Origin of the sequence: Nocardia sp. NBC_01730, from assembly GCF_035920445.1 — a bacterium.
GTDB lineage: Bacteria > Actinomycetota > Actinomycetes > Mycobacteriales > Mycobacteriaceae > Nocardia.
On the sequence record NZ_CP109162.1, the window covers coordinates 3636171 to 3658041 of the forward strand.

Annotated in this window: 19 protein-coding genes and 3 pseudogenes; 12 read left to right on the forward strand and 10 right to left on the reverse strand. The window is 63.9% G+C overall.

All coding sequences use genetic code 11. The annotated features are described in order from the left end of the window. Window positions 1-89 precede the first annotated feature (89 nt). Together dnaE and OHB12_RS14410 are read left to right on the forward strand one after the other, a co-directional pair. Window positions 90-3632, forward strand: a complete 3543-nt coding sequence (dnaE, locus tag OHB12_RS14405) for a DNA polymerase III subunit alpha (RefSeq protein WP_327119783.1) — start codon at window positions 90-92, stop codon at window positions 3630-3632. Window positions 3633-3735: 103 nt separating this feature from the next. Beyond that, window positions 3736-4065 (forward strand): annotated as a pseudogene (locus tag OHB12_RS14410) (Tn3 family transposase); the annotation flags it as partial. 1 nt (window position 4066) lies between these two features. On the opposite strand, the gene OHB12_RS14415 reads toward OHB12_RS14410, so the two are convergent. Together OHB12_RS14415 and OHB12_RS14420 are read right to left on the reverse strand one after the other, a co-directional pair. Then, window positions 4067-5374, reverse strand: a complete 1308-nt coding sequence (locus OHB12_RS14415; RefSeq protein WP_327119784.1) for an SMI1/KNR4 family protein — start codon at window positions 5372-5374, stop codon at window positions 4067-4069. Window positions 5375-5542: 168 nt separating this feature from the next. Next, window positions 5543-6109: a nicotinamidase gene (locus tag OHB12_RS14420; RefSeq protein WP_327119785.1), complete on the reverse strand. Its 567-nt coding sequence runs from the start codon at window positions 6107-6109 to the stop codon at window positions 5543-5545. Between the two features lie 937 nt (window positions 6110-7046). On the opposite strand from OHB12_RS14420, the gene OHB12_RS14425 reads away from it, so the two are divergent. Beyond that, window positions 7047-8191, forward strand: a protein-coding gene (locus OHB12_RS14425) for an IS3 family transposase (RefSeq protein WP_327109662.1) whose coding sequence is annotated in 2 segments (ribosomal slippage) — window positions 7047-7323 and window positions 7323-8191 — 1146 coding nt in all. Because the reading frame shifts where the segments join, the coding sequence is not laid out codon by codon here. A gap of 257 nt (window positions 8192-8448) precedes the next feature. On the opposite strand, the gene OHB12_RS14430 is transcribed toward OHB12_RS14425, so the two are convergent. Then, the gene (locus tag OHB12_RS14430) at window positions 8449-9690 is read right to left on the reverse strand and encodes a lipase family protein (protein WP_327119786.1); all 1242 of its coding nucleotides are present in this window, start codon (window positions 9688-9690) and stop codon (window positions 8449-8451) included. A gap of 236 nt (window positions 9691-9926) precedes the next feature. Between OHB12_RS14430 and OHB12_RS14435 the strand changes: the two are divergent. After that, window positions 9927-11078, forward strand: a pseudogene (locus tag OHB12_RS14435) (IS3 family transposase). Window positions 11079-11252: 174 nt separating this feature from the next. Here OHB12_RS14435 and OHB12_RS14440 read toward each other — a convergent pair. After that, complete coding sequence (locus tag OHB12_RS14440) at window positions 11253-12146, reverse strand: NmrA/HSCARG family protein (protein WP_327119787.1); 894 nt, start codon at window positions 12144-12146, stop codon at window positions 11253-11255. Window positions 12147-12258: 112 nt separating this feature from the next. Between OHB12_RS14440 and OHB12_RS14445 the strand changes: the two genes are divergently transcribed. Next, window positions 12259-12828 carry a TetR/AcrR family transcriptional regulator gene (locus tag OHB12_RS14445; protein ID WP_327119788.1) on the forward strand — a complete coding sequence of 190 codons (570 nt, stop codon included), beginning with the start codon at window positions 12259-12261 and terminating at the stop codon, window positions 12826-12828. A 477-nt stretch (window positions 12829-13305) separates the two neighbouring features. Here OHB12_RS14445 and OHB12_RS14450 read toward each other — a convergent pair whose 3' ends face one another. The 4 genes from OHB12_RS14450 to OHB12_RS14465 all read right to left on the reverse strand — a co-directional run bounded on the left by OHB12_RS14450 (window position 13306) and on the right by OHB12_RS14465 (window position 15270). Beyond that, window positions 13306-13734 carry a phosphatase PAP2 family protein gene (locus OHB12_RS14450; protein WP_327119789.1) on the reverse strand — a complete coding sequence of 143 codons (429 nt, stop codon included), beginning with the start codon at window positions 13732-13734 and terminating at the stop codon, window positions 13306-13308. Window positions 13735-13794: 60 nt separating this feature from the next. After that, window positions 13795-14295, reverse strand: coding sequence for a DUF3885 domain-containing protein (locus OHB12_RS14455; protein ID WP_327119790.1), 501 nt, complete (start codon window positions 14293-14295; stop codon window positions 13795-13797). A 61-nt stretch (window positions 14296-14356) separates the two neighbouring features. Continuing rightward, window positions 14357-14812, reverse strand: coding sequence for a DUF4254 domain-containing protein (locus tag OHB12_RS14460; protein WP_327119791.1), 456 nt, complete (start codon window positions 14810-14812; stop codon window positions 14357-14359). Then, the gene (locus tag OHB12_RS14465) at window positions 14809-15270 is read right to left on the reverse strand and encodes a DNA-directed RNA polymerase subunit beta (RefSeq protein ID WP_327119792.1); all 462 of its coding nucleotides are present in this window, start codon (window positions 15268-15270) and stop codon (window positions 14809-14811) included. Before OHB12_RS14465 ends, OHB12_RS14460 begins: the two co-directional genes overlap by 4 nt. Window positions 15271-15519: 249 nt before the next feature. Between OHB12_RS14465 and OHB12_RS14470 the strand changes: the two genes are divergently transcribed. The 6 genes from OHB12_RS14470 to OHB12_RS14495 all read left to right on the forward strand — a co-directional run bounded on the left by OHB12_RS14470 (window position 15520) and on the right by OHB12_RS14495 (window position 19953). Continuing rightward, window positions 15520-16401, forward strand: coding sequence for a helix-turn-helix domain-containing protein (locus tag OHB12_RS14470; protein WP_327119794.1), 882 nt, complete (start codon window positions 15520-15522; stop codon window positions 16399-16401). After that, window positions 16398-16604: a DUF397 domain-containing protein gene (locus OHB12_RS14475; RefSeq protein WP_327119796.1), complete on the forward strand. Its 207-nt coding sequence runs from the start codon at window positions 16398-16400 to the stop codon at window positions 16602-16604. The genes OHB12_RS14470 and OHB12_RS14475 overlap by 4 nt, the downstream gene beginning before the upstream one ends. 224 nt (window positions 16605-16828) lie before the next feature. Next, a complete protein-coding gene (locus OHB12_RS14480; RefSeq protein WP_327119798.1) occupies window positions 16829-17398 on the forward strand; it encodes a DUF3558 domain-containing protein in 570 nt (189 codons plus the stop codon). Between the two features lie 42 nt (window positions 17399-17440). Continuing rightward, window positions 17441-17920, forward strand: a complete 480-nt coding sequence (locus OHB12_RS14485) for a hypothetical protein (RefSeq protein WP_327119800.1) — start codon at window positions 17441-17443, stop codon at window positions 17918-17920. Continuing rightward, a complete protein-coding gene (locus tag OHB12_RS14490; protein ID WP_327119802.1) occupies window positions 17917-19062 on the forward strand; it encodes a hypothetical protein in 1146 nt (381 codons plus the stop codon). Before OHB12_RS14485 ends, OHB12_RS14490 begins: the two co-directional genes overlap by 4 nt. Before the next feature lie 114 nt (window positions 19063-19176). Next, window positions 19177-19953, forward strand: a complete 777-nt coding sequence (locus OHB12_RS14495; RefSeq protein ID WP_327119803.1) for an ESX secretion-associated protein EspG — start codon at window positions 19177-19179, stop codon at window positions 19951-19953. Window positions 19954-20243: 290 nt separating this feature from the next. On the opposite strand, the gene OHB12_RS14500 is transcribed toward OHB12_RS14495, so the two are convergent. Together OHB12_RS14500 and OHB12_RS14505 are read right to left on the reverse strand one after the other, a co-directional pair. Next, window positions 20244-20519, reverse strand: a complete 276-nt coding sequence (locus OHB12_RS14500) for a mycothiol transferase (RefSeq protein WP_327119805.1) — start codon at window positions 20517-20519, stop codon at window positions 20244-20246. Window positions 20520-20529: 10 nt separating this feature from the next. Next, complete coding sequence (locus OHB12_RS14505) at window positions 20530-21183, reverse strand: hypothetical protein (RefSeq protein ID WP_327119807.1); 654 nt, start codon at window positions 21181-21183, stop codon at window positions 20530-20532. A gap of 333 nt (window positions 21184-21516) precedes the next feature. Here OHB12_RS14505 and OHB12_RS36315 point away from each other — a divergent pair. After that, window positions 21517-21827, forward strand: a pseudogene (locus OHB12_RS36315) (IS982 family transposase); the annotation flags it as partial. Window positions 21828-21871 lie beyond the last annotated feature (44 nt).

The following is a 21871-nucleotide window of genomic DNA, read 5'->3' on the forward strand; positions in this document are numbered from 1 at the left end:
GGTCATATTGTGCCGAAAATCAATAGCGACTCAGCTGTTCGGACAACCGGACAGCTGATGTCGCTCTCGTTCGGGACACAGGTGATCCGATGACAGGCGCGTCTTTCGTCCATCTGCACAACCACACCGAGTACTCGATGCTGGACGGTATGGCGAAGATGGGTCCGCTGTTCGCCGAGGCCGAGCGTCTGGGCATGCCGGCGGTGGGGATGACCGACCACGGCAACATGTATGGAGCCGCGGAGTTCTTTCGCCAGTCCCAACGATCCGGGGTCGAGCCGATCATCGGGATCGAGGCGTACATCGCGCCGGAGTCCCGGTTTTCCAGCAAGCGGGTGTTCTGGGGTGATCCGTCGCAGAAGGCTGACGACGTGTCGGGATCGGGCGCCTACCTGCACATGACGATGTTCGCCACAAATGCCGTCGGCCTGCGCAATCTGTTCCGGCTGTCGACGTTGGCATCGTTCGAGGGACAGTTGGGGAAGTGGCCGCGCATGGATGCCGAGCTGATCGCCGAGCACGCCGAGGGCGTCATCGCGACGACGGGCTGTCCGTCCGGTGAGGTGCAGACCCGATTGCGGCTGGGACAGTTCGACGCGGCTTACAAGGCCGCCGGGCGGTGGCGGGAGATTTTCGGTCCGGAGAACTTCTTCCTCGAAGTGATGGACCACGGACTGACGATCGAACGCCGGGTCCGCGAGGATCTGCTGGCGGTCGGCGAGAAGGTCGGTCTGACGCCGTTGGCGACGAACGACTGCCATTACGTGCTGCGTCAGCAGGCATCCGCGCACGAGGCGATGCTGTGTGTGCAGACCGGCAAGACGCTCTCGGATCCGAACCGTTTCCGATTCGACGGCGACGGCTACTACCTGAAGTCGGCGGCGGAGATGCGGGCTCTGTGGGACGACGAGGTCCCCGGCGCGTGTGACGCCACCCTCGCCGTGGCCGAACGAATCGAGCCCTACGACGCGATCTGGCAGTTCCGCGACCGGATGCCGATGTTCCCGGTTCCGCAGGGCCACACCGAGGACAGCTGGCTGCGTCGCGAGGTCGACGCGGGCTTGCGCTGGCGGTTTCCGTCGGGTGCTGCCGCCAGGTATCGCGAGCGTGCGGAGTTCGAGCTCGACATCATTCGCGACAAGGGGTTTCCGGCGTACTTCCTGGTGGTCGGCGACCTCGTCGCGCACGCCCGACGGGTAGGGATCCGGGTAGGGCCCGGCCGTGGCTCGGCGGCCGGCTCATTGGTCGCTTACGCGCTGGCGATCACCAACATCGATCCGATCGAACACGGACTGTTGTTCGAACGATTCCTCAACCCGGAACGACCGTCGGCGCCCGATATCGACATCGATTTCGACGACCGCCGACGCGGGGAGATGATCCGTTACGCCACCGAGCGGTGGGGCGCCGACAAGGTCGCGCAAGTCATCACCTTCGGCACGATCAAAACGAAGGCCGCGATCAAGGACGCGGCACGGGTGCATTTCGGCCAGCCCGGGTTCGCCGTCGCCGATCGCATCACCAAAGCGCTGCCGCCTGCGGTGGCCGCCAAAGACATCCCGGTGTCCGGCATCACCGACCCTACGCACGAGCGCTATGGCGAAGCCTCCGAAGTACGCGCGCTCATCGACACCGACCCGAGCCTGCGCCGGATCTACGACACCGCCGTCGGATTGGAAGGAATGGTCCGCGGCACCGGAGTCCATGCGTGTGCCGTCATCCTGTCCAGCGAACCACTGCTCGATGTCGTCCCCCTGTGGAAACGCCCGCAGGACGGTGCGATCATCACCGGCTGGGACTACCCGTCCTGCGAGGCCATCGGATTGCTCAAGATGGACTTCCTGGGACTGCGCACCCTGACGGTGATCGGCGACTGCCTGGACAACATCCGCACCAACCGCGATGTCGACATCGATCTCGACACCCTTGCGCTCGATGACGAACGCACCTATGCCATGCTCGCCCGCGGCGACAACCTCGGTGTGTTCCAAATGGATTCGGCCGGCATGCGGGAGCTGCTGCTGCGGATGGCACCCACCGAATTCAACGATCTGGTGGCCTCCAACGCCCTGTACCGGCCCGGCCCGATGGGCGTCGGCGCCCACTGGGCATACGCCGACCGCAAGAACGGACGCGAAGCGGTCACTCCCATCCACCCCGAGCTGGACGAACCCTTGCGCGACATCCTGGCCGAAACCTATGCGCTGATCGTCTACCAGGAACAGATCATGCAGCTCGCGCAACGGGTGGCCGGGTACTCACTCGGACAGGCCGACCTGCTGCGCCGCGCGATGGGGAAGAAGAAACCGGAAGTACTGGCCATGGAGTTCGAGAACTTTCGAAAAGGCATGTTGGACAATCAATACAGCGAAGCGGCCATCACGGCGCTCTGGGAAGCGGTGCTGCCGTTCGCCGGCTACGCCTACAACAAGTCGCACGCCGCCGGCTACAGCCTGGTGATGTACTGGACCGCCTACCTGAAGGCGAACTATCCCGCCGAGTTCATGGCCGCCCTGCTCACCTCCGTGGGCGACGACAAAGGCAAATCCGCGATCTATCTGGCCGACTGCCGCAAACGCGGTATACGGGTGATGCCACCCGATGCCAACCAATCCGCAGGCACCTTCTCCAGCGTGGGAGACGACATCCGCTTCGGACTCGGCGCCATCCGCAACGTGGGGGAACCGGTCGTCGAGTCCATCATCCGCGCACGAGAACTCAGCGGAGCGTTCACCAGCTTCTCCGACTACCTCGCCAAAGTCGACACCACCGCGTGTGCCAAGAAAGTCGTCGAATCACTGATCAAGGCAGGCGCCTTCGACTCCCTCGGCCACTCCCGCCAGGGCCTGTACCAGATACACGCCGAAGCCATCGACGCGGCCATGACCACCAAAAAGGCAGCAGCGCGAGGCCAATTCGATTTGTTCGCCACCGACACCGACGAACCCGACACGACCGCCACCGTGTTCGAGATACCAGTACCCGACCAAGAATGGGGCAGCAAACAGCTCCTGGGATCCGAACGGGAAATGCTGGGGCTGTATGTTTCCGGGCACCCCCTCGACACAGTGGCCCACCTGCTCGCCGCACGCTGCGACATTTCCATCGCAGCCCTCACGGAAAACCCAGTACCGCACGGGAACAAGGTCGTCGTGGGAGGCATCGTCGCCGCGATTGATCGACGAGTGACGAAGAAGGGAGAACCTTGGGCGATCGTGCGATTGGAAGACTTGGATGCCAGCACCGAGATCCTGTTCTTCCCCGCCGCGTACGCGGCCGCGGCCACCTCCCTCGCCGAAGACGCAATCGTACTGATCACCGCACACGTCAGCATTCGCGACAACCGTCTGTCCATACTCGGCGATCACGTCACGCTTCCCGACCTGGCCGGATTATCCGAGGACAAACCGATCACAGTGACGATCTCCGTCCCCGCCTGCACCCACCGGAATGTGTGCGCACTCCGCGAAACCCTGCAACGTCATCCGGGCCCGACAGAGGTACGGATCAGACTGATCGGCAAGAACGGCCCGCAACTCCTCGCCATCGCCCCCCGCTTCCGCGTCACCACATCCCCGGCACTCATGGGCGAGCTGAAGGCCCTCTTCGGGCAAGCGTGCCTCATGGACTGATCTGAGGCGCCGGCCTGGACCCGGACATGGTCTCGAGGAGTCGAACTACCGGCGCCCGAAATTTCTGTGACACTTCGGAGATGGATCTACACTTGTGCCCGGGTCCATCCACGCCCTCAAACGCGACCTCATCTACGCCCACGAAGGAGCGTTCCGGGCGCGTCACCTGGAAGCCCAGACCGAACAAGCCTGGTGTCTCACCCTCGCCACCAACGCCGTGATCGCCTGGACGACAGAGTATTACGGGCTCGCGGTCGAGCAGATGCGGCGAGCCGGTCGCCGCATCGACGACGAGGTGCTATCCCACATCTCCCCGGCGCATAGCGAGAACATCAATTTCTTCGGCGCCATCGAGGTCGACATCGACGCCGAACTTGCAGCGCTCGGCCCGACCGACTACCGGCCGCTGCGAGTCCGCGACACCCTGTTCTGACCTAGCCAGCTGCCAAAGTGCCGTTGACGTGCAGGTACAGGTCTTCTACCGTGATATCGGCATTGTTCGGGCTACTCACGATACGGAGCTGAACCGACACCGGTGAAGAGTTGGCGGCCACCAGAATTTCGGCCTCTGCCGTGGCAGAGGCTCTGGTCGTCTGACCGGGCTCGACGTCCACGGACGTCGATCTGGCCGGTATCGGCGTCCCGTCGCAGAGCAGTTCCAGCGCAACGGTTCCCGGCACATCATCGACACCGACGGCGACGGAGGCCAAAACCCGGTACGCCATCCCCGGAGCCAAACCGCCGCCCGCCAGTTTGATCGTCGTTTCGGGGCTTTCGGAGTCGGGTTCGACAAGTGTCCGAACCTCGCCAGTGCGCCCGTACAACTCCTGGTCGCCACCGCTGCCCTCTCGATACTGCAGCGGCACCAGGGCACCGCAGGGAAGTTTCCGGCCGTGGGGGAACAGCGGCCGACCGTCCTCGGTGTAGAAGGAACCGTAGAGCGCGGTCGGTGGGTCTCCGTAGTCGTGCTCCCAGTCTCGGTGACGGGTCCATCGCGCGCCGCCGGGAGGATCGCCGATCAGCGCTGTCGACAGTTCGAACGTGCTGGTGACGAGGCTGAACAAGAATTCGGCCATACCGCCGTCGAACCGTCGCCACGACGGATCCACGATGTGACGGAAGACCACGACGACAGGCCAGTCATCGGGGTTGTCGCCTTCGGTCAGCCAACAGATCATGTCGCCGTTGTAGGTGCTGCCCCACTGCAACAGACCGCCCGGCGCGGGATACCCGGCGAAAGGTAGATCGCCGTACGACTCGAAAACGCCGTAGCTGTTCAGCTCCTCGGCATGATCCAGCAGAAGCGTCAAAGACAGCGCGAAGTGTCGCTGCCCGGCCGGATAAAAAACGCAGAATTCATGGTTGATCTCGCCGTCACCGTACAGGTTGATAAAATCCCGGAAGTCCTGTGACAACCGGAAACCCATAGCCTCCTCGATCTCCACCCACGGTGGTGCGACTATAGGAGGCAGTGGTGGAGGGGGCATGACTGCATTCAGTTGCGCTACTGCGGGATGCACAAAGGACCATTTTTGCGGGTCCGACCACCGTCCAGCGAGTATATGAGGCTTACCCGACGTGGGAACATGTCGACCGCTACCACAGATAGCTTCCCGAGCCGCCCCCTCCAGACGGCTCCGGGCGTGAATTCTGACGTCGTCGTTTCGGCGTGAATCTGGGCATTGTCTGGCGTTGTGGCGGCCCGGTTGTGAGCGTGAAAATAGGCACCTCAACCGGCGCATCGGTCGAGCGATGCTGTGTGTCGGGTCGGGTTTGGGGTCGCCGACCGGCCGAAAACCGGGCGGGACGGCCGCCGCCGAAGCGTCGCACGTCTCGACGCCGCTACTCCGACCCCCCAGAATAGGGTCGGCTACGGGACTCGCACACGACGGCCCGATGAGCGGTGTCGGTCACCCGTCGATGCTCCCGGCGATCTCCACGCCCGCCTGCTGGAGTTCGTCCAGGGCCCGTTCGATGCTGGCGGGGGAGACGCCGGCGGACAGGTCCAGGAGCACCCGGGTGTCGAACCCGGCGGTGCGGGCATCCATGGCGGTGGCGCGAACGCAGTGGTCGGTGGCGATGCCGCAGACGTCGACGGTGTCGATTCCCTTGGTGCGCAACCAGTCCGCGAGGCCCGTGCCGTCCTCGGTGGCGCCCTCGAACCTGGAGTAGGCCGCAGCGTAGGCGCCCTTGAAGAAGACCTCGTCGATCGGCGCGGTATCCAGCTTCGGATGGAAGTCGGCACCGGGGGTGTCGATCCGGCAATGCGGCGGCCACGTGTCGACGAAGTTCGGGTTGTCGGAGAAGTGTGCACCGGGATCGATGTGGTAGTCGCGGGTGGCGGTGACCGCGGCGTAGTCGCTGGACCGCAGATATTCGCTGATCCGTTCGGCCAGCGCGGCGCCGCCCGCGACGGCCACCGAACCGCCCTCGCAGAAGTCGTTCTGTACGTCGACGATGATCAAAGCTCTACTCATGACGCCTCCACGAGATCGGTCCCGCAACGATTTCGGCCCGACTTATTGTAATTGGCTATCACAAGTGCGCATCACTGAACGCGCCGTCGGACCTTCGCTGTGGTCTGTACCTGACCTCGCGTGGAACGCGAGCGGCCGGGCATCGACAGGGGTGAGGCGGTGTCTCGAATCCTTGGTTTCAAGACGGAGAAATGTCGGTGGTTGGGGCTATCTGAGGGTTCCCAGGAGGATGTCACCTCGTCGAGGTGGCGTTTTCCCGCTGGGTGTCAGTGGTTGGCGCCGTCGGTTTCGGATGCCGACCTCCGGCAACGGGAGTGCTGCCGCAGGGTGTCAGTGGGCGAATCGGGCAGGGCGTTGTGGATGTTCTCGCGCTTGGCGAGGCTGCCGAGGTGTCCGGAATTTCACATCCGAGTGAGAGTTCCTGCCCATGATGTCAGTGCCCTGACCTGCGGATTCCCACCCGATCTCTGTGGAATTCGGTCCGCAGGTCAGAGGTTGGCTCGCCTGGGCCAGGCGTGGCCTCGCCGGACGGGCTCCGCCGACACGTTCGGCACGCGGAATCTCATCGCCCTTCTTGTTCGGTCCCGCGCCGAGCGGTGGAACTCTCCTCGGCAGCCTTCAGGGCGAATCCGATGGCCGCCACATTATTCAAGACGTGATCGGCCGCAGCCTGGTCACTCCCATACCGGCTTCCGGTGGTGGAATTGGGTTCTGCGCCTCATTCAGGCACGCCGCGAAGGGTCCCGACGCCTATCGGCGGGCACGGCAATCCGCTGCGCCGGGGACACGGGAGGTGATCCTGCTCGGCGACGAGGTGATCGATCTGGTCCGGCTTCGCGCAGACCGCGGACGCAACTGGCCCGTTCCCAATGAATGAGACCACTCGGTATTAGAGTCCCGTTGGCCCTGGTGAGGGCTGGAAGGGACACTGAGGGACATGGCAGGACGTAAGCGGCATTCCGCGGAGGACATCGTGCGGAAGCTGCGCCGTGCCGACGAGCTCGCTGCCGCTGGGCAGACGGGTGAGCAGATCGCTGCTGATCTGGGAGTGTCGGCGGCGACGTTGTATAACTGGCGCCGCCAGTACGGCGGGGTGGACACCGATGCCGCGAAGGAGCTCAAGGAACTGCGTGAGCAGAACGCGAGGTTGAAGCGGCTGCTGGCGGACGCGGAGCTGGAGAAGGACGCGCTGCGGGAGATCGCGAGGGGAAAATTTTAGGCCCGGCCAGCAAGCGGCGGGCTGTTGACATGCTCAAACAGGTGATGGGCATGTCGGAACGGTTCGCGTGCAAGGTGGTTGGGCTGCATCGGTCCACGTATCGGCAGCTGCCAGCTGCGCAGACCCCCGCCGATCCGGATGTCGGGTTGCGGGTCTGGCTGCGTTCCTATGCCACGAAACATCAAGGGCACGGGTTCCGGCGTGCGTGGGCGGCGCTGCGGTTCGATGAGGGCTCGCAGGTGAACAAGAAGAGGGTGCACCGGCTCTGGCGGGAGGAAGGCTTGCAGGTGCGGGCGCACTCGCCACGCAAGCGGGCGGGGTGCTCGACTACGCCGCTGGTTGATGCGGATGCACCGAAGGTGGTGTGGGCGTTGGACTTTCAGTTCGACTCCACCACGGATGGGCGCGCGGTGAAGATCGCTTCGATGATCGACGAGCACACCCGTGAATCGCTGCTTCACCTGGTGGAGCGCTCGATCACCGCCGAGCGGCTGGTGGCCGAGTTGCAGGAGGTGTTCACCGCGCGCGCTGGGCCACCGAAGGTGCTGCGTATGGACAACGGTCCTGAAATGATTTCCCATGCGCTGCAACAGTTCTGCGCCGACCGGGTAGGGATCGTCTATATCCCGCCCGGCACGCCGTGGAACAACGGCCATATCGAATCGTTCAACCGGCGGTTACGCAGCGAGTGCCTCAACCGCAACCACTGGACGAGCCTGCTCGAGGCCCGCGTCGTGATCGGCGACTTCAAGGACGAACACAACCGACGGCATCGGCATTCGGCGCTGGGCTATCTGACCCCTGCCGAGTACGCTGCCCGCTGCAGCCACACCCACCACCCCGTGGCCTGCAGCATCAACTGAATCCGGACGAAACAACCCGGACTCCAATGCCGGGTGGTCGCCTTATCGGGGACTGGTCACAACGACGTGCAGGAGAGACCCGCGCGACCAGTCGTGGCGGCCGACTGCCGAGACCGACGCTGGACCTCGTCGACTGATCTGTTGCCGCCGAGCTGCCCGCCGGAATCGACCGCCACGTCCTGCGCCGTTGGAGCGCTTTCGCGCTGTACCGGATTGAAGCTCGCGTGCCACCGAGTGCGGGGCCCGGGGGCATCAGCTCATGCGGCGGTGGGGTCGAACTCGGCGGTGACGCGGTCCACGAGTTTCTTGGCTTCGGGGCTGTCGCGGTCGGTGGGCAGCTCCACGGGCTGTCCGTTGATCGGGACGGTTACCGGCCGACGGTTCGCCAGTACCTTCCCGGCACCGTCGCCAAGCGGTACACCGGCCGAGGCCAGGATGCGGCCCATCACGGTGTCGGCGCCGACCGGCGGGAGGGCTACGACGCCCTGCGGCCACTGGACGCCTTTGATTTCGAAGAACTCATGGTAGCCGCCTATGTGCTGGTACCCGACCTGTTGCAAGTACAAATCGTCTGGCGTCGAGCCTTGCGTTTGATTTATCTCATCGTTGAACGTGCCTTGGAACACGCCGGTGGTGGGGTCGAAGTGTGCATATTGGCCCGACACGGACGCCTGCATCTCGAGCAAGTCGAACACAACCTTCATACCATCGGGAGCAGGCTGGTTGTCCTTGGAGTAGAGAGCCTTGGCGCTATCGATGTCGGGCGGGTTCCACATGTGCGGGACGATGTCGAGGTCGTTGGCGTAGCGCTGCACTCGTTGCAGGCGTTGGGTGGTGTAGTTGACGAATTCCTGATTGCAGAAACTCGGTCCGGCGGTCGAGAGCACGCTGATCCTGGCTTTCTCGGAATTGTCCCATAGCCATTGGGTGTCGCGCAGGAACAGGGCCAGCGTGGGTGATAGGGCACCGCCGAGGCTGTGGCCGGTGACGGTCAGGTCGATCGCCTTGTCGCCGAGCGTGCTCAGGAACTCGGGCAAGGTGTGACCGGCCCCGGGACGGTGGCCGGAGGGTTTAATACCCGTAAGGGTTTTCACCCCGATGGCCGTGCCGATCGTGTGCAAGGCGGCGCTATTCGCGAACCACGGCGTCTGGAGAATGAAGGAGTCCTCGACGAGCCAGTCGAACACCAGTGCGTCGGTGCTGCCGGCCATGGCGATCACGTACCGGGAGCGATCCTCGGTGCTTCGCACCATGTACAGGGCGTTGACCGCGTACAAGTCGGTGTCGAACAGCGCGACTCCGGGACCCCATACGATCTCCCACCCTCCGATGACCTCCTGGTTGGTGTCGAGATACTGCTGGATCTTCTGATAGAGCGTCCCCTCCAGGTCGCTGTCTTCTTTGCTGATGCTGTTGACCAGATTCGCGTACTCGCACAGCTGGTATGTGACCTTGTCTTGCAGAGTCGGCTCATTGATCGTCGTGGATCGTGCAGTCATGTACCGCTCCTTGCCGTATGAGTTTCATCCGAAACAGAGAGGAGAAAGCGGTGACGCGCATTCACACGCCGCGTCCGCATCGGGGACAGATCATCCCGGACCGGTAGCTGTGGATACGAGTCTAGACGATCCACCACACATGTGGGCGAAGCACCTTGCCCGTTCCCAATGAATGAGACCACCCGGTATTAGAGTCCTGTTGGCCCTGGTGAGGGCTGGAAGGGACGATGAGAGGTATGGCTGGACGGAAGCGGCATTCCAGGGAGGAGATCGTGCGGAAGCTGCGCCGTGCCGACGAGCTCGCCGCCGCGGGCAGACGGGTGAACAGATCGCCGCGGAGCTCGAGGTGTCGGCGGCCACGTTGTACAACTGGCGTCGCCAGTACGGCGGGATGGACACTGACGCGGCGAGAGAATTGAAGGACCTGCGGGAGCAGAACGCGCGGCTCAAGCGGCTGTTGGCGGATGCGGAGCTGGAGAAGGACGCGTTGCGGGAGCCCGCCACCATCATGACTGGAAAATGGTGAGCCCAGCGGCCGGACGCCGCGTCGTGGACATGCTCAAACAAGTGATGGGCCTGTCGGAATGGTTCGCGTGCAAGGTCGTTGGGCTGCATCGGTCCACGTATCGGCGGCTGCCGGCCGCGCAGACCCCCGACGATCCGGACGCCGGTTTGCGGGCCTGGCTGCGCACCTACTCCACGAAACATCCGTGTCACGGGTTCCGACGTGCGTGGGCGGCGTTGCGGTTCGACGAGGGCAACGCGGTGAACAAGAAGAAGGTGCACCGGCTCTGGCGCGAGGAAGGCTTGCAGGTGCGTGAGCACCACCCACGCAAACGAGTCGGTGCGTCGTCGATGCCGCGGACCGACGCGAATGCACCGAAGGTGGTGTGGGCGTTGGATTTTCAGTTCGACTCCACCGTCGATGGCAAGGCGGTGAAGATCGCGTCGATGGTCGACGAGCACACCCGCGAATCGCTGCTGCACATGGTGGAGCGGTCAATCACCGCTGAGAAGCTCGTCACCGAGCTCGAGCGGGTGTTCGCCAGGACCGGCGGGCCACCGAAAGTGCTGCGGATGGACAACGGACCGGAAATGATTTCCCAAGCGCTGCAACGATTTTGCGCCGGGAAAACCGGACCGCTTTACATTCCGCCGGATAACCGTGGAACAACGGCTTCATCGAGTCATTCAACCGGCGGCTGCGCAAAGAATGCTTGGACCGCAACCACTGGACGAGCCTACTCGAGGCTCGCGTGGTGGTCGGCGACTTCAAGGACGAACACAACCGGCGGCATCGGCACTCGGCGCTGGGCTACCTGACCCCGGCCGAGTACGCTGCCCGCTGCACCCACAGCCACCACCCGGTGGCCTGCGGCATCAACTGAATCGGGACGAAAACAACCCGGACTCAACAACCAGGTGGTCTCGTCATCGGGGACCGGTCACTTGGGGAACGCTCGGTAAGCCGATGAGTGTGCATATCTCGGGCGGCGCGTGCGGACCCGGCACTACGCAGTACCGCCGATCGAGTTGCCCGCGCATGTCTTCGGCAATGTTCATCAGTGTCGGGCGGTGTAAGCGGAGTACTGCCATGCACCTTCACGCTCCAGCCAGGTGGTGAAATCCAGCAGTTCCGGATGGCATCGCCGCAGCGACACGATGTCGGCATTCCAGCCGCCGCCCTGGTTGGCGAACCGGTAGCCGGCGAGGGCATCGGGGTCCTTGTCCAACAACGCTTCTCGTGGGATCGCTCGGTATTCGATCGATTGTCCGAGGGACCGGCTCATGGCCTCGGTGATCTCGGTCATGGTCAGCTCGTCGCCCGCCAGTTCCACCGCGGCTCCGATGTATTCGTCCGGATGAGTAAAAGCCCGCGCAGCGAAGACACCGATGTCGGTACCCGCGATCAGCTGCACGGGTACGTCCGGATGGATGACATCGGTGAGTACTCCCTCGTGCAAGCCGAAGCGGGGGTCGAGCTGGTTCTCCATGAAGCGCACCGGGCGTAATGCGGTGGTCGGCAGGCCGAGCCGAGTCGAGTATCTCTCCAACTCCGCCTTGCTCTGCCAGCGGCGAATGCCGTGATCGGCGTCCGCAGCGCCGACCGAGGCGTAAACGAAGTGAGCAACACCCGCTGCCGCGGCCGCATCCGCGACATTGCGGCCGAGCCTCAGTTCATCGTCGACGGTGAAGCCGGGAGGTGTGCCAGGGTATCCCACGGTCGGTTGCACGCTGAACACCCCGTGAACACCCGCCGCCGCCGTGTCCAGCGTGGTTCGGTCGCCCATATCACCACGCGCCAGTTCCGCACCCGCCTCTGCCAACACCCGAGCACCCGCCGTGTCCGGGTCACGCACCAGCGCACGCACCCGCCAACCCGCCGCCAGCAGTGCGCGAGCCGTTGCGCCACCCTGGGTGCCCGTCGCTCCGGTAACCAACACGATGTCCGACATCGCAGCCTCCTCGAGTAGCGCTGTTCGCCTGTATCGGCAATAAGTGGGGATTGTCCCCGCTTAACCGTCGGCTACGATACGGGGACTATCCCCGTTTTGCAATCGGAGTGTAATGACACCAGCCCCGAGCAGACCGGCCCGCGCCGACGCGCTGCGCAATTACGAGCGGCTCATCACCGCCGCCACCAATGCCTTCGCCGAACACGGCCCGCAGGTGCCGCTGGACGACATCGCACGCGCCGCCGGGGTCGGCAATGCCACGCTCTACCGCCATTTCCCGACCAGACAGGCACTACTGGAAGCGGTTCACCACGACCACATAGAGGCACTGGTCCACCGAGCCGGCGACTTGGCCACGGCACACGCCCCCGCCGAGGCGCTCAGGTTGTGGCTCGACACCGTTGTCGCACAGGGAAGCGCCACCCGCGGCCTGGCGGCCTCGCTGCTCGCAGTCATAGGCACATCGACCGAATCTTGGTGCCGGAAAGAAATATTCGCCGCGGCAACCGGCCTTTTGCAGCGCGCTCAGGACGCGGGCGAGATCCGTTCCGGGCTGACCGCACCCCAGTTACTGAAGCTCGTCAACGCGATAGCCCTTGCCACTGAAGGAGATCCGGACCGAACCCAGCAAGCCCACACACTGCTGGACTTCCTCTTCGACGGCCTTCGCGTCCAAGCGTGACACTGTGCACGCGACAGACCTGTGCGCAGCTCGAACGGACTGGCCGAACGTTCGCCGATGCCGCTGATCGCGCTGTCCGGACTGGCACATACGGCGCGGCCCGGCCCGGGATAGAACGGTCCTGGGCCGGGCAGGGATTGGTGTGCCGGTCAGTTCGCCACGTTGTCGAATGTGCCGGCCTGGTAGGAGCCGCCTGTGGTCTTGGTGATCACCAGCAGCCGGTTGCGGCGTTGATCATGGCGACCAGGTAGACCAGTGCGGCGATCTGGTCATCGTCGTAGTGCTTGCGCACCAGGAACTCCCGCCGACTCACAGCAAAGATCTCACCGTGACGGACATCGCCTTCGACTCAGCAATTGGGCGGAAAACATCCTCTTCTGCCGCGTGGCGCGCGTTCGCGAACGTCCGCAACTGGCCGATTACATCGCAGTCGATCGCAGGGCGCATTCCGAGCTGCGCGCTCGAGTTTGTCCCGAATCAGGAAGACGATCGCCGAATCGGCCGCCGGACGGCGACTCGTGCCAGGCTCATGACAACCCCGGCGACTCCGACCCCCACACCCCATCCGGCCAGCACATCGGTCGGCCAGCGCGCCCCCAGGTAGACCATCGCGATACCGATCGATACGACCAGCGTGGCAATAAGGCCCGCGATCCAGCGCCGGCGCTCCATCGGCCAGGGCAGCGCCGGATAGGCGGTGACCGTGACAGCCGCGGTCACCGCGGCCACGGTCGACGGCATCGAGAACGCACCGACCTGAACTACCGACAGATCTACCGGTGGGCGCTCCCGCTGAATCATATGCTTCAGAGCCCTGGCTGCCGACTGCGCCGCCACTACCGACACAGCGATCGTAATCCCTTGCCACCACCAGCGTTTCGTGACCACAACAACCAGACCCACCACACCGGCCGTAACTATGACTGCCCTCTCGCTGCCGCCATCTTCTTGGGGATGATCGGAAAGTCAGCGCGCGTGCCGGTGCATGAGCGTGTCACGGGCGGCGGTAGTAGGCAGCAGAACATCCGCGCCACCATCGTAGGGATGGTGGATCCGCTTCAAACACAAACCAGCGATCATGACCCCTGCGGTGGCGTCGTCGGCGACGGCACACAGAAGTTCGTCGACAGCGCCGTGCCGCCAGGGGATCTGGCTGACGAACAGATGGGTGTAGGAGATGAACTCGGCGTCGGTCTCGGTGGGGTTCTGGCAGACAGACGTCCAGTAGCGGGCACCGGGATGCCACCGTGCGTGGTCATCGGGCCGCGCGTCCGGCTCAGGATGGTCGGACCAGTCGCAGGTGATGAGGTAGACCTCCTGCCCGGTGAACAACTCGTCCAGGACCGTGTTGTACCGGTCGAGCGCGATGCCGTACTCGTCAGCAGTTCCTGGATAGCGCTTCGAGCCAGGCAGGCCATGGAACCGCACCCACCGATCCCGATAGGCATGCTTCAACTCATCCGCCAACGGTGGACACCGCGGCCAACGTCGTTGCCAGAGCTCCAAAAGATCGTCACTGCCCACCCGATCACAGTATCCGCAGGTTGAACGGCAAGCTCACAGCGTTCGGCAGCCGACGACGCCCCGTGGCGAGTTCGGTGACCAGATCCTCATAGCCGACGGCCAACTCGGCCAAGCGCTCCCACGCGAACCAGAGGTCCCATTCCGCGTCGTCGGCCATGGCCGCGTACGCACGGGCGCTGAGCTGGGCGAGGCGGTCGATCACCGCGCCAAGCGACTCGGTGTGCAGGTAGGCGCCACCATGTGCGGGTGGCAGCCGCACCTCGGCCCAGCGGTCGATGTCCCGGACCAGGCGAGCGCGCTGCTCATCGAGGTCGGCGACGACCGCCTGGACCGCGCCGAGACTGCGCGCATGCAGGTCGGCGAGTTCGCAGGCCCGGCGCAGCACCGGATGATCGGGCAGCGGCTTCCCGTCTCGGCAGGCACGCAGCAATTGGCTTCTCGTCGGCAGACGATCGCTCACCGCGCGCCTTTCCGGCCCGCGCAGGTCAACACGCAATCCACGATGACCGCACCGGACGGGCGGAACGTGTCGCGCGGCGCCACCACCCACTGCCGAAACCCGCCGCTCGCTTCGGCGGGCGAAGGCAGCGCGATCTCGCCGCCGAAAGGCACGATCGACACGTCGAGCCGGAACAAGGCCGAGAACAAGCGCATATCGTCGGGTACATCCGGGCGGCACAGGAAAGTCCATCTGCGAGAACGGATATGGGCGACCACCGGGCCGACCGGATACCCACGGAAGACCAGGTCGTCACGTACCCACTGGCCCAGCCGACCGGGCATCGTGATCCCGCCGACCACACCCGCCTTCACGACAATCCGGCCGACCTCTGGGTGTATTCCGGCCGGTAGCCCACAGGTGCGCCGGTAATAGACGCAGCGAGAAGCGGGCGTATCCGCGAATGCCGCATCGTCCATTCGCCATCCTCGATTCACATCGTCCGGTAAGAAACAGCCCCCGGTTCTGGACCTGGAACCGTTGTCGCGGTTAAGGTTTCAGGACTTCTTCGATTCGGACCGGGCGCGTTCAGTAGAGCACCGGATATTGCTGGGCGGGACATTCTCAGTTGTGGAATCCGGCGGAAATCGCCCAGGTTCCAAGGCACCCCGCCAAAACGTTCCAGTTTGATACCTGGCCAATAGTTAGGCTACGAAAGGGAATTCGTCGTGACCCCAACCGGATCCACCCTCCCCCGCCGGATGCTGGGCCGACAGCTGCGCGAGCTGCGGAACAAGTCGGGCGTCAGCGTGGAGGTCGCCCGCGAAGCGATCGGCGTGGGCAAACAAACCCTGTGGCGGATGGAGACCGGGCAACCGGTCCGGCTGAATCCGCTGTTCATCGAGCGGTTGTGCAAGGTGTACGGCGCGTCGGAGGACGTCACCAACATGATGCTCGGACTCGCCGAGGAAGCGGGCCGCACAGGGTGGTGGCATGCCTACGGGGATGCGATCCCCAAGCATTTCGATCTGTTCGTCGGGTTGGAGGAGGCGGCGAAGCGGATCGTCTCTTATCAGACGACGCTGTTGCCCGGCCTGTTACAGACCGATGAGTATCGGCGCGCCATAACTTGGGTCGACTCACCCACGATGCCGACCGCAGAAGTCGAGCGACGCATCGAGCTGTTCAATCGGCGAAAGATACGCCTGACCATGACCGACAACGCACTGACCGTCGAAGCGCTCGTGGACGAGGCCATGCTGCACCGAGCCATCGGCGGCCCGGCCGTCATGGCCGATCAACTGAATTGCCTTGCGAAAGTCGGTGAGCTGCCGAATGTTTCGGTGCGCGTGATCCCTCTCAAGGCTGAGGCGTATGCCGGTCTCGTGGTTGGACCGTTCGTACTGCTCGAGTTCCCCCGGCATCCAACAGCGCACCTCACCGAGCCGCCGGTCATCTACGTACAAGGCCACACCGGTGCGCTGTACCTTGAGAAGTCCGAGGAGGTTCGGCAGTATCAGTACGCCCACGCCGATCTGCAACGTTCGGCATTGGATGAGCTCCATAGCCGTTCCCTCATCCGCAAGATCGCGAAGGAGTACGCGACATGAGCACAGAGCTATCCGAGGCCGCCTGGTTCAAGAGCAGGCGTAGCAGTCCCAGCCAAGACTGCGTTGAGGTCGCGTTCCTCGGCAGTGGATTGGTCGGTGTACGCGACTCGAAGAATCCAACTGGCCCGGCTCTCGTGTTCACCCCAACTGAGTGGGACTCATTCGTAGCTGGCATAGCCAGCGGCGAACTCGACCGGCCATAGTCCGGAGCCGGGTTCCCCACCGTTGCCCCGGATCCTCACATGCCAAAGGTTCCGGGGCTCACGCTCGGAGAACAATCCCGGCCCGCCGACGGCCTCGCCTGCATGCGCGATCGCTTGCACCCGCGAAAACGCACCGGTAGCGTCGACCTTCGCTGGCAGGGGGCGGAGGAACCGGTCCGGCCCTGACAAGGTCAGGCACAACAAACCGGCTGCGAGGGGAATCAATGACACCACAAGCGAATTCGCGACGGCTGACCATCCTCGCCGTCGGTGCCGCGCTTGCGCTGGCAGGCTGCGGTCCTTCGACCGATGGTGACGCCAAGCCGAACGGAAGTTCCTCCGCGAACCCGAGCATTGCTCCCGACGTACCAGCAGGCTACGACCCTTGTACGGACATCCCGCAGAGTGTGCTCGATTCGGAGAATCTGCGCAGCAAGGACAAGGAAGACTCCAACGCGTCGGGGGGCGTCAGATGGCGCGGTTGCGCGTGGATTCAAACTGACGGGTACGCGCCCGTCATCCGCACGACAAACCTCACCGTCGATATGGTGCGAGACAAGAAGTTCGCTGACGCACGCGAGTACACCATCAATGGTCGGCACGCGATCTCTACCCGGCAAGTGGACGAGCACCCCGAGGCCGTGTGCACGATCAACGTGGAGATGAACGGCGGCAGTCTTGAGTTCTTCCTCAGCAATCCCTCGTCACGCAAAGCCACCGGCAACCTGGATACGTGCGAGCTTGCGCGAAAGCTGGCCGAAAAAGTCGTCCCGACGATTCCTTCCAATGCTTGAAACATGCTGATCGCAATTAGACTCACCGGGAGGGAGTAGCACATGGGTGACGACAAGGCGCAACCACCTCGACCTATGGCGAATATGCTCGCCGCGGCACGGGAGGGGCAGTTAGGTATCCAGATGATGCCAGAGGACTTCATATACATAGACCGCGACTGCGAATACTTCAAAGATGTAATTCAAAAGATCCAACGGTCCATGGACGTTGTTTCACAGCAGGAACACTGGGGCGTGGGTGAAGGCAACAACGAGATGATCTCAGCACGTACCATTGTCGACAGATTCAGAAAGAAGGCTCGCGGGGCCGAAGACCGCAACAGCGTCTACCAGGTGATGGACGACCATTACCGCATTGTCGAAGATATACAAGCGGTTTATCGGACAGTTCGTGACCGAATGATACAGGCGGACAGCAACTTTGCCGCTGAATTCAACAGACTGAACACTAGCTTGCCCGAACGACCACCTGTACCACTGAAGGCAGGCCCGTACCTTCTCCCCGATGGAAGTACACGATGAACGGCTACGAAGGTACGAGAATTCCAAGCGGTGGCGAGCATCCCGATAGGTGGGAGCACCCGAGTATCAAAGACGCCTTCAACCCGCTCGATGTCACCGACGCGATGAGTCAAGCGCAGAAGTATTGGGAGGCACATCAGCAGTGGGAGCAGGGCGTTGAGACGTTTGCTCGCTCCATCCTCAACTCGATTTCTCAAGCTTGGTCTGGCCCGGCTGCGGAACAGTCCAAAGCCTCGATTCTCAACTACACCAATGACCAAGCTAGACCGCTGACTCCAGCCCTCGCTGAATTACACTCCCGCGTTCGCGACGCGGCGAATGCGATCGTCAACACGAAGAAGGCCATCCCCGACCCCGTCCAGGTCACCTGGACCTCATGGGCGTGGCCCCCACACCGATGGGACCTGCAACGCGACCAGTCCGAGGCCGAACAGGCGGCGCGGGCCGCGATGCGGGACTTCTACGTGCAGCCGTTCAGCGAGATGGACGGCAAGATTCCGGTGCTGCCCACACCTGTGGGCCCTACTGCGTCGGTGGACATTCCGCCTCCGCCACCCGGCGGCTACCAGGGTGACGACGGCGGCGGTGCGCCGACTTCGTCCAACTCGGGCGATCCCAGCACCACCGATTCCGGAATCCCCGGCGACAAGGACGGCGACGGCAAGACCGACGAGTCGGGCACCGAAAAACAGTCCAACGAACAGTCGACGCAAGAGCAACAATCCGACGCGACGACACCCACCACGCCTGCGGGCCTTGACCCCACGGCGACGACTCCGGCCAGCACCACAGACCCCACCAAGACCGTCCCGACCAGCACCGGAACCCACAGCAGTCCAGGCACTCCCGGGATGCCAGGCACGCAGAATCAGCCGCAACCAGGACGCAGCATTCCCGCTACACCCCAATCTCCGAACACATCGGCGAACCCGGCGGCGGCTACAAAGGCAACGACGAACGCACGCGGTTCCTCCGGTATGCCCGGTATGTCCGCACCCGGCGCGCGGGGCGGCGGCGGCAAGGACGACGAGTCCGAACACAAGACACCGGACTACCTGATCAACCAGGAGAACACCGACGAACTCCTCGGTGAGATCCCGAAGACGGTGCCCGGCGGCGTCATCGGCGGCAGCCCGGACTGAGCGGGCCGCACACTCTTCGATTCGGCATCCGCCCGCATGGCCTCCGAACAAGCCATGCGGGCGGGTGCGCGCACGACAGCGGTCGCCACCCCGCGCGACCAGATTGGACCTCGAATGGCTGAATGGACTTGGGACCCAGATGATTTCGCCTCGCTCTGGTACAGCGACGCACACGACCGCTTCCCCAGCCCCTTGCGCTACACCAGCCGTTTCGCCTACCGCGACGACTTCGCCACCCACCGCACGGCGGTACGCGACCGCTACTCCCCTGACGAACTCGACGAGATCAACGCCGCACTGCACACCCTGAGCACCTCCGACATCCGCATCGAAATCCTCGGCGGCACCTGCAAACACAAGAACAGCACCGGCCGCGGCGACCTACGCGAATACCGAATAATCGGCGCCCGCAACACCTACAGCGCCGTCATCCTCAGCCAATCCGGCACCCAACACGAACACAGCCCCATCCGCGTACGCATGTTCCGCACTGAACAACTCCCCACCCGCCTCATAAACGCAATCCCTCCCTGCCCACCCGGCACCGAAAAACCCGCCGCCTTCCACCCCGACGACCTCTCCCCCCGCCGCGACACCTACCTCCAAGACAACGCCCGCAACACCCCCCGCGAGCAATACCAACGCCTCCTCCACCGCCCCGCCGACGGCGGCGGCACCGCCGTCCTCCTCACCGCCCCACTCCTCACCCACACCAAACCGTCCAAAGTCCTCCAATGGCACGACATCTCCAACGACGGCCGCTACACCGAACTCCGCACCCACCACATCACCATCCGCCCCACCACCCCCACCGACCTGACCACCCACTTCACCACCTGGATCGACCAAGCCCTCCAACACCTAGCCGACGCGCGCCCCGACTCCTGGTAGCCGATCCGACACAACCAAAGGGCAGCCAGAAGCGCCGAATGAGCAACGCCAGAAGCTATCAGATGCGAGGCTCGAAGCGCCGACCGTGGCGAGCTTCTTGACGATTGAACTCGCGATCCTCGATCCGCGAATCGTGCAGTGTGCCTCGCCTGACCCCGATCGGTTGATCCATCGAGCAGTTCACAGGGCCCGGCACTCGAGCGTCGTCACCTCCAACCTGCAGTTCGGCAATGCGCACTTGCTCGGGTGAACACGTGCTGGGTAGGGCCGAAGTTTCACGGGTTCGGCTGTCAGAGTGTGGCCTTATCGATCTGTTCGCGGAGGATGTCGCCGTGACCTGCGTGCCTGGCGAACTCTTCGATTGTCGGCTGCCAGGAGGAAGGGACCACTTCGGAGCCGGTTTTGCCATGAGGATGGGTTCTGTCGCAGATAGCGTGATGGCGTTGGTGGGCGTGTTGCGGTTGGATCCCGTCGCTGGTATTGACGGCGGGCCTACGTTGGTGATCTCGTCCGAAAGTTATTGCCACACTTCGGTGCACTCGACGACTTGGGCGAGGCCTCGACATTCCATGCCGGTCACTTCTTGCGGCCGTCCCAGGGAACGCCGAACCAGCCGTTAAAGGAATTCAGCAGGGCCACCAGAGCCGCCCCCAGCCGCCAGTCCAAGTCGGGTGCGTACAGGCGTAGCCGGTCCCCGAACGGTCTGAAGTCCAGGAACAGTTGGCCGCCCGCACGCCACCTGATGCGCCGAGGGGCGCGGGGGAAGTCGCCGTTGTTGAGCACGGCGGCGAGGAAGACGAATGGCAGCAGAGGGGACATCAGCCAGCAGACGAGCCACCAGAAGATCCGGCCCTTGTAGCCCACCGCTTCAGGGACGCCGGGCTGTCCCACCGTCCAGCGGGTTCGTATACCTCTGCCTTTGAGCGCTTTCTCGCGTACGAGAGTGCCGATGACCTCACCGTGCGCACCGAGCACCTGATACGTCGCCACCCCGCTGTTGGCCGACTGAGTCACCAGAGTGACCACCCGGCTGCCGCGGTGTTCGTCGGCCCACAGAACGAACGAGCGAGCACCGGTGCCGCGCGCCGCGAGGTAGGCGGGTATGCCGCCGGGCGGGAGTTCGCGCTCCACGTACGCGACGATCCGGGGCGTCCCTGATCCGTCGGTGAGCTCGACAACGTTCCTGACAGGTGGAGGGGCATCTCCTTCCTCCAGATCCTTGAGCCTCACCGGAGGAATCCTCATGGTCAGATCGGCTGTCACCCTGCATGCTCCTTCGTGCTGTCTCTCGTAAACGTGGAAAGGCCACCCGGCGGCATCCAGACCCGGTGCCACCCTCCGTGCGAGTTCGGGGCATCGTCCAAATCCCGTGCCCGCCACGATGATCTCACGTAGGCGGATTGCAGAGTCGCGTTGACGACCGGGTGCTCAGCAACCACCGCCTCATATGCGGCGATCGCCTCGGTCGGGAGGCCACCGTTGACGTCGGACTGGACGGAGATGCCGGGCCGTACCTCATGCCCCGTGCGAATCTCGACCGATGTCACATCCGATGGCGGCTCGCTGGGCGACGCCGAGTTGGTCACGCTCGCGCTTATGCAGGCCGTGCTCGGCTTCACCTCGAGGCCAAATGGCTCCGCCACGCCTGCGCTCACCTGCGGCATCTCTTCCCGTACCTGCCCGAGCAGTCCTGCTACAACAAGCGCCTGTGCAAGGCCGCCGAGCCGCTGCGTCGGGTCACCCGATTGCTGGCCGCCGACACTTCTATGTGGAGCGACGACGTGCGGATCGTGGACTCCACGCCGGTGGAGTGCGGCCGCTCGCGCGAGACCGTCAAGTGCTCCGACCTAGCCGGATGGGCCGATACTGGCTGGGGAACGCCCTGGCGCGGTGCGCGCTGCGGCGGTGAGGGTGGCGT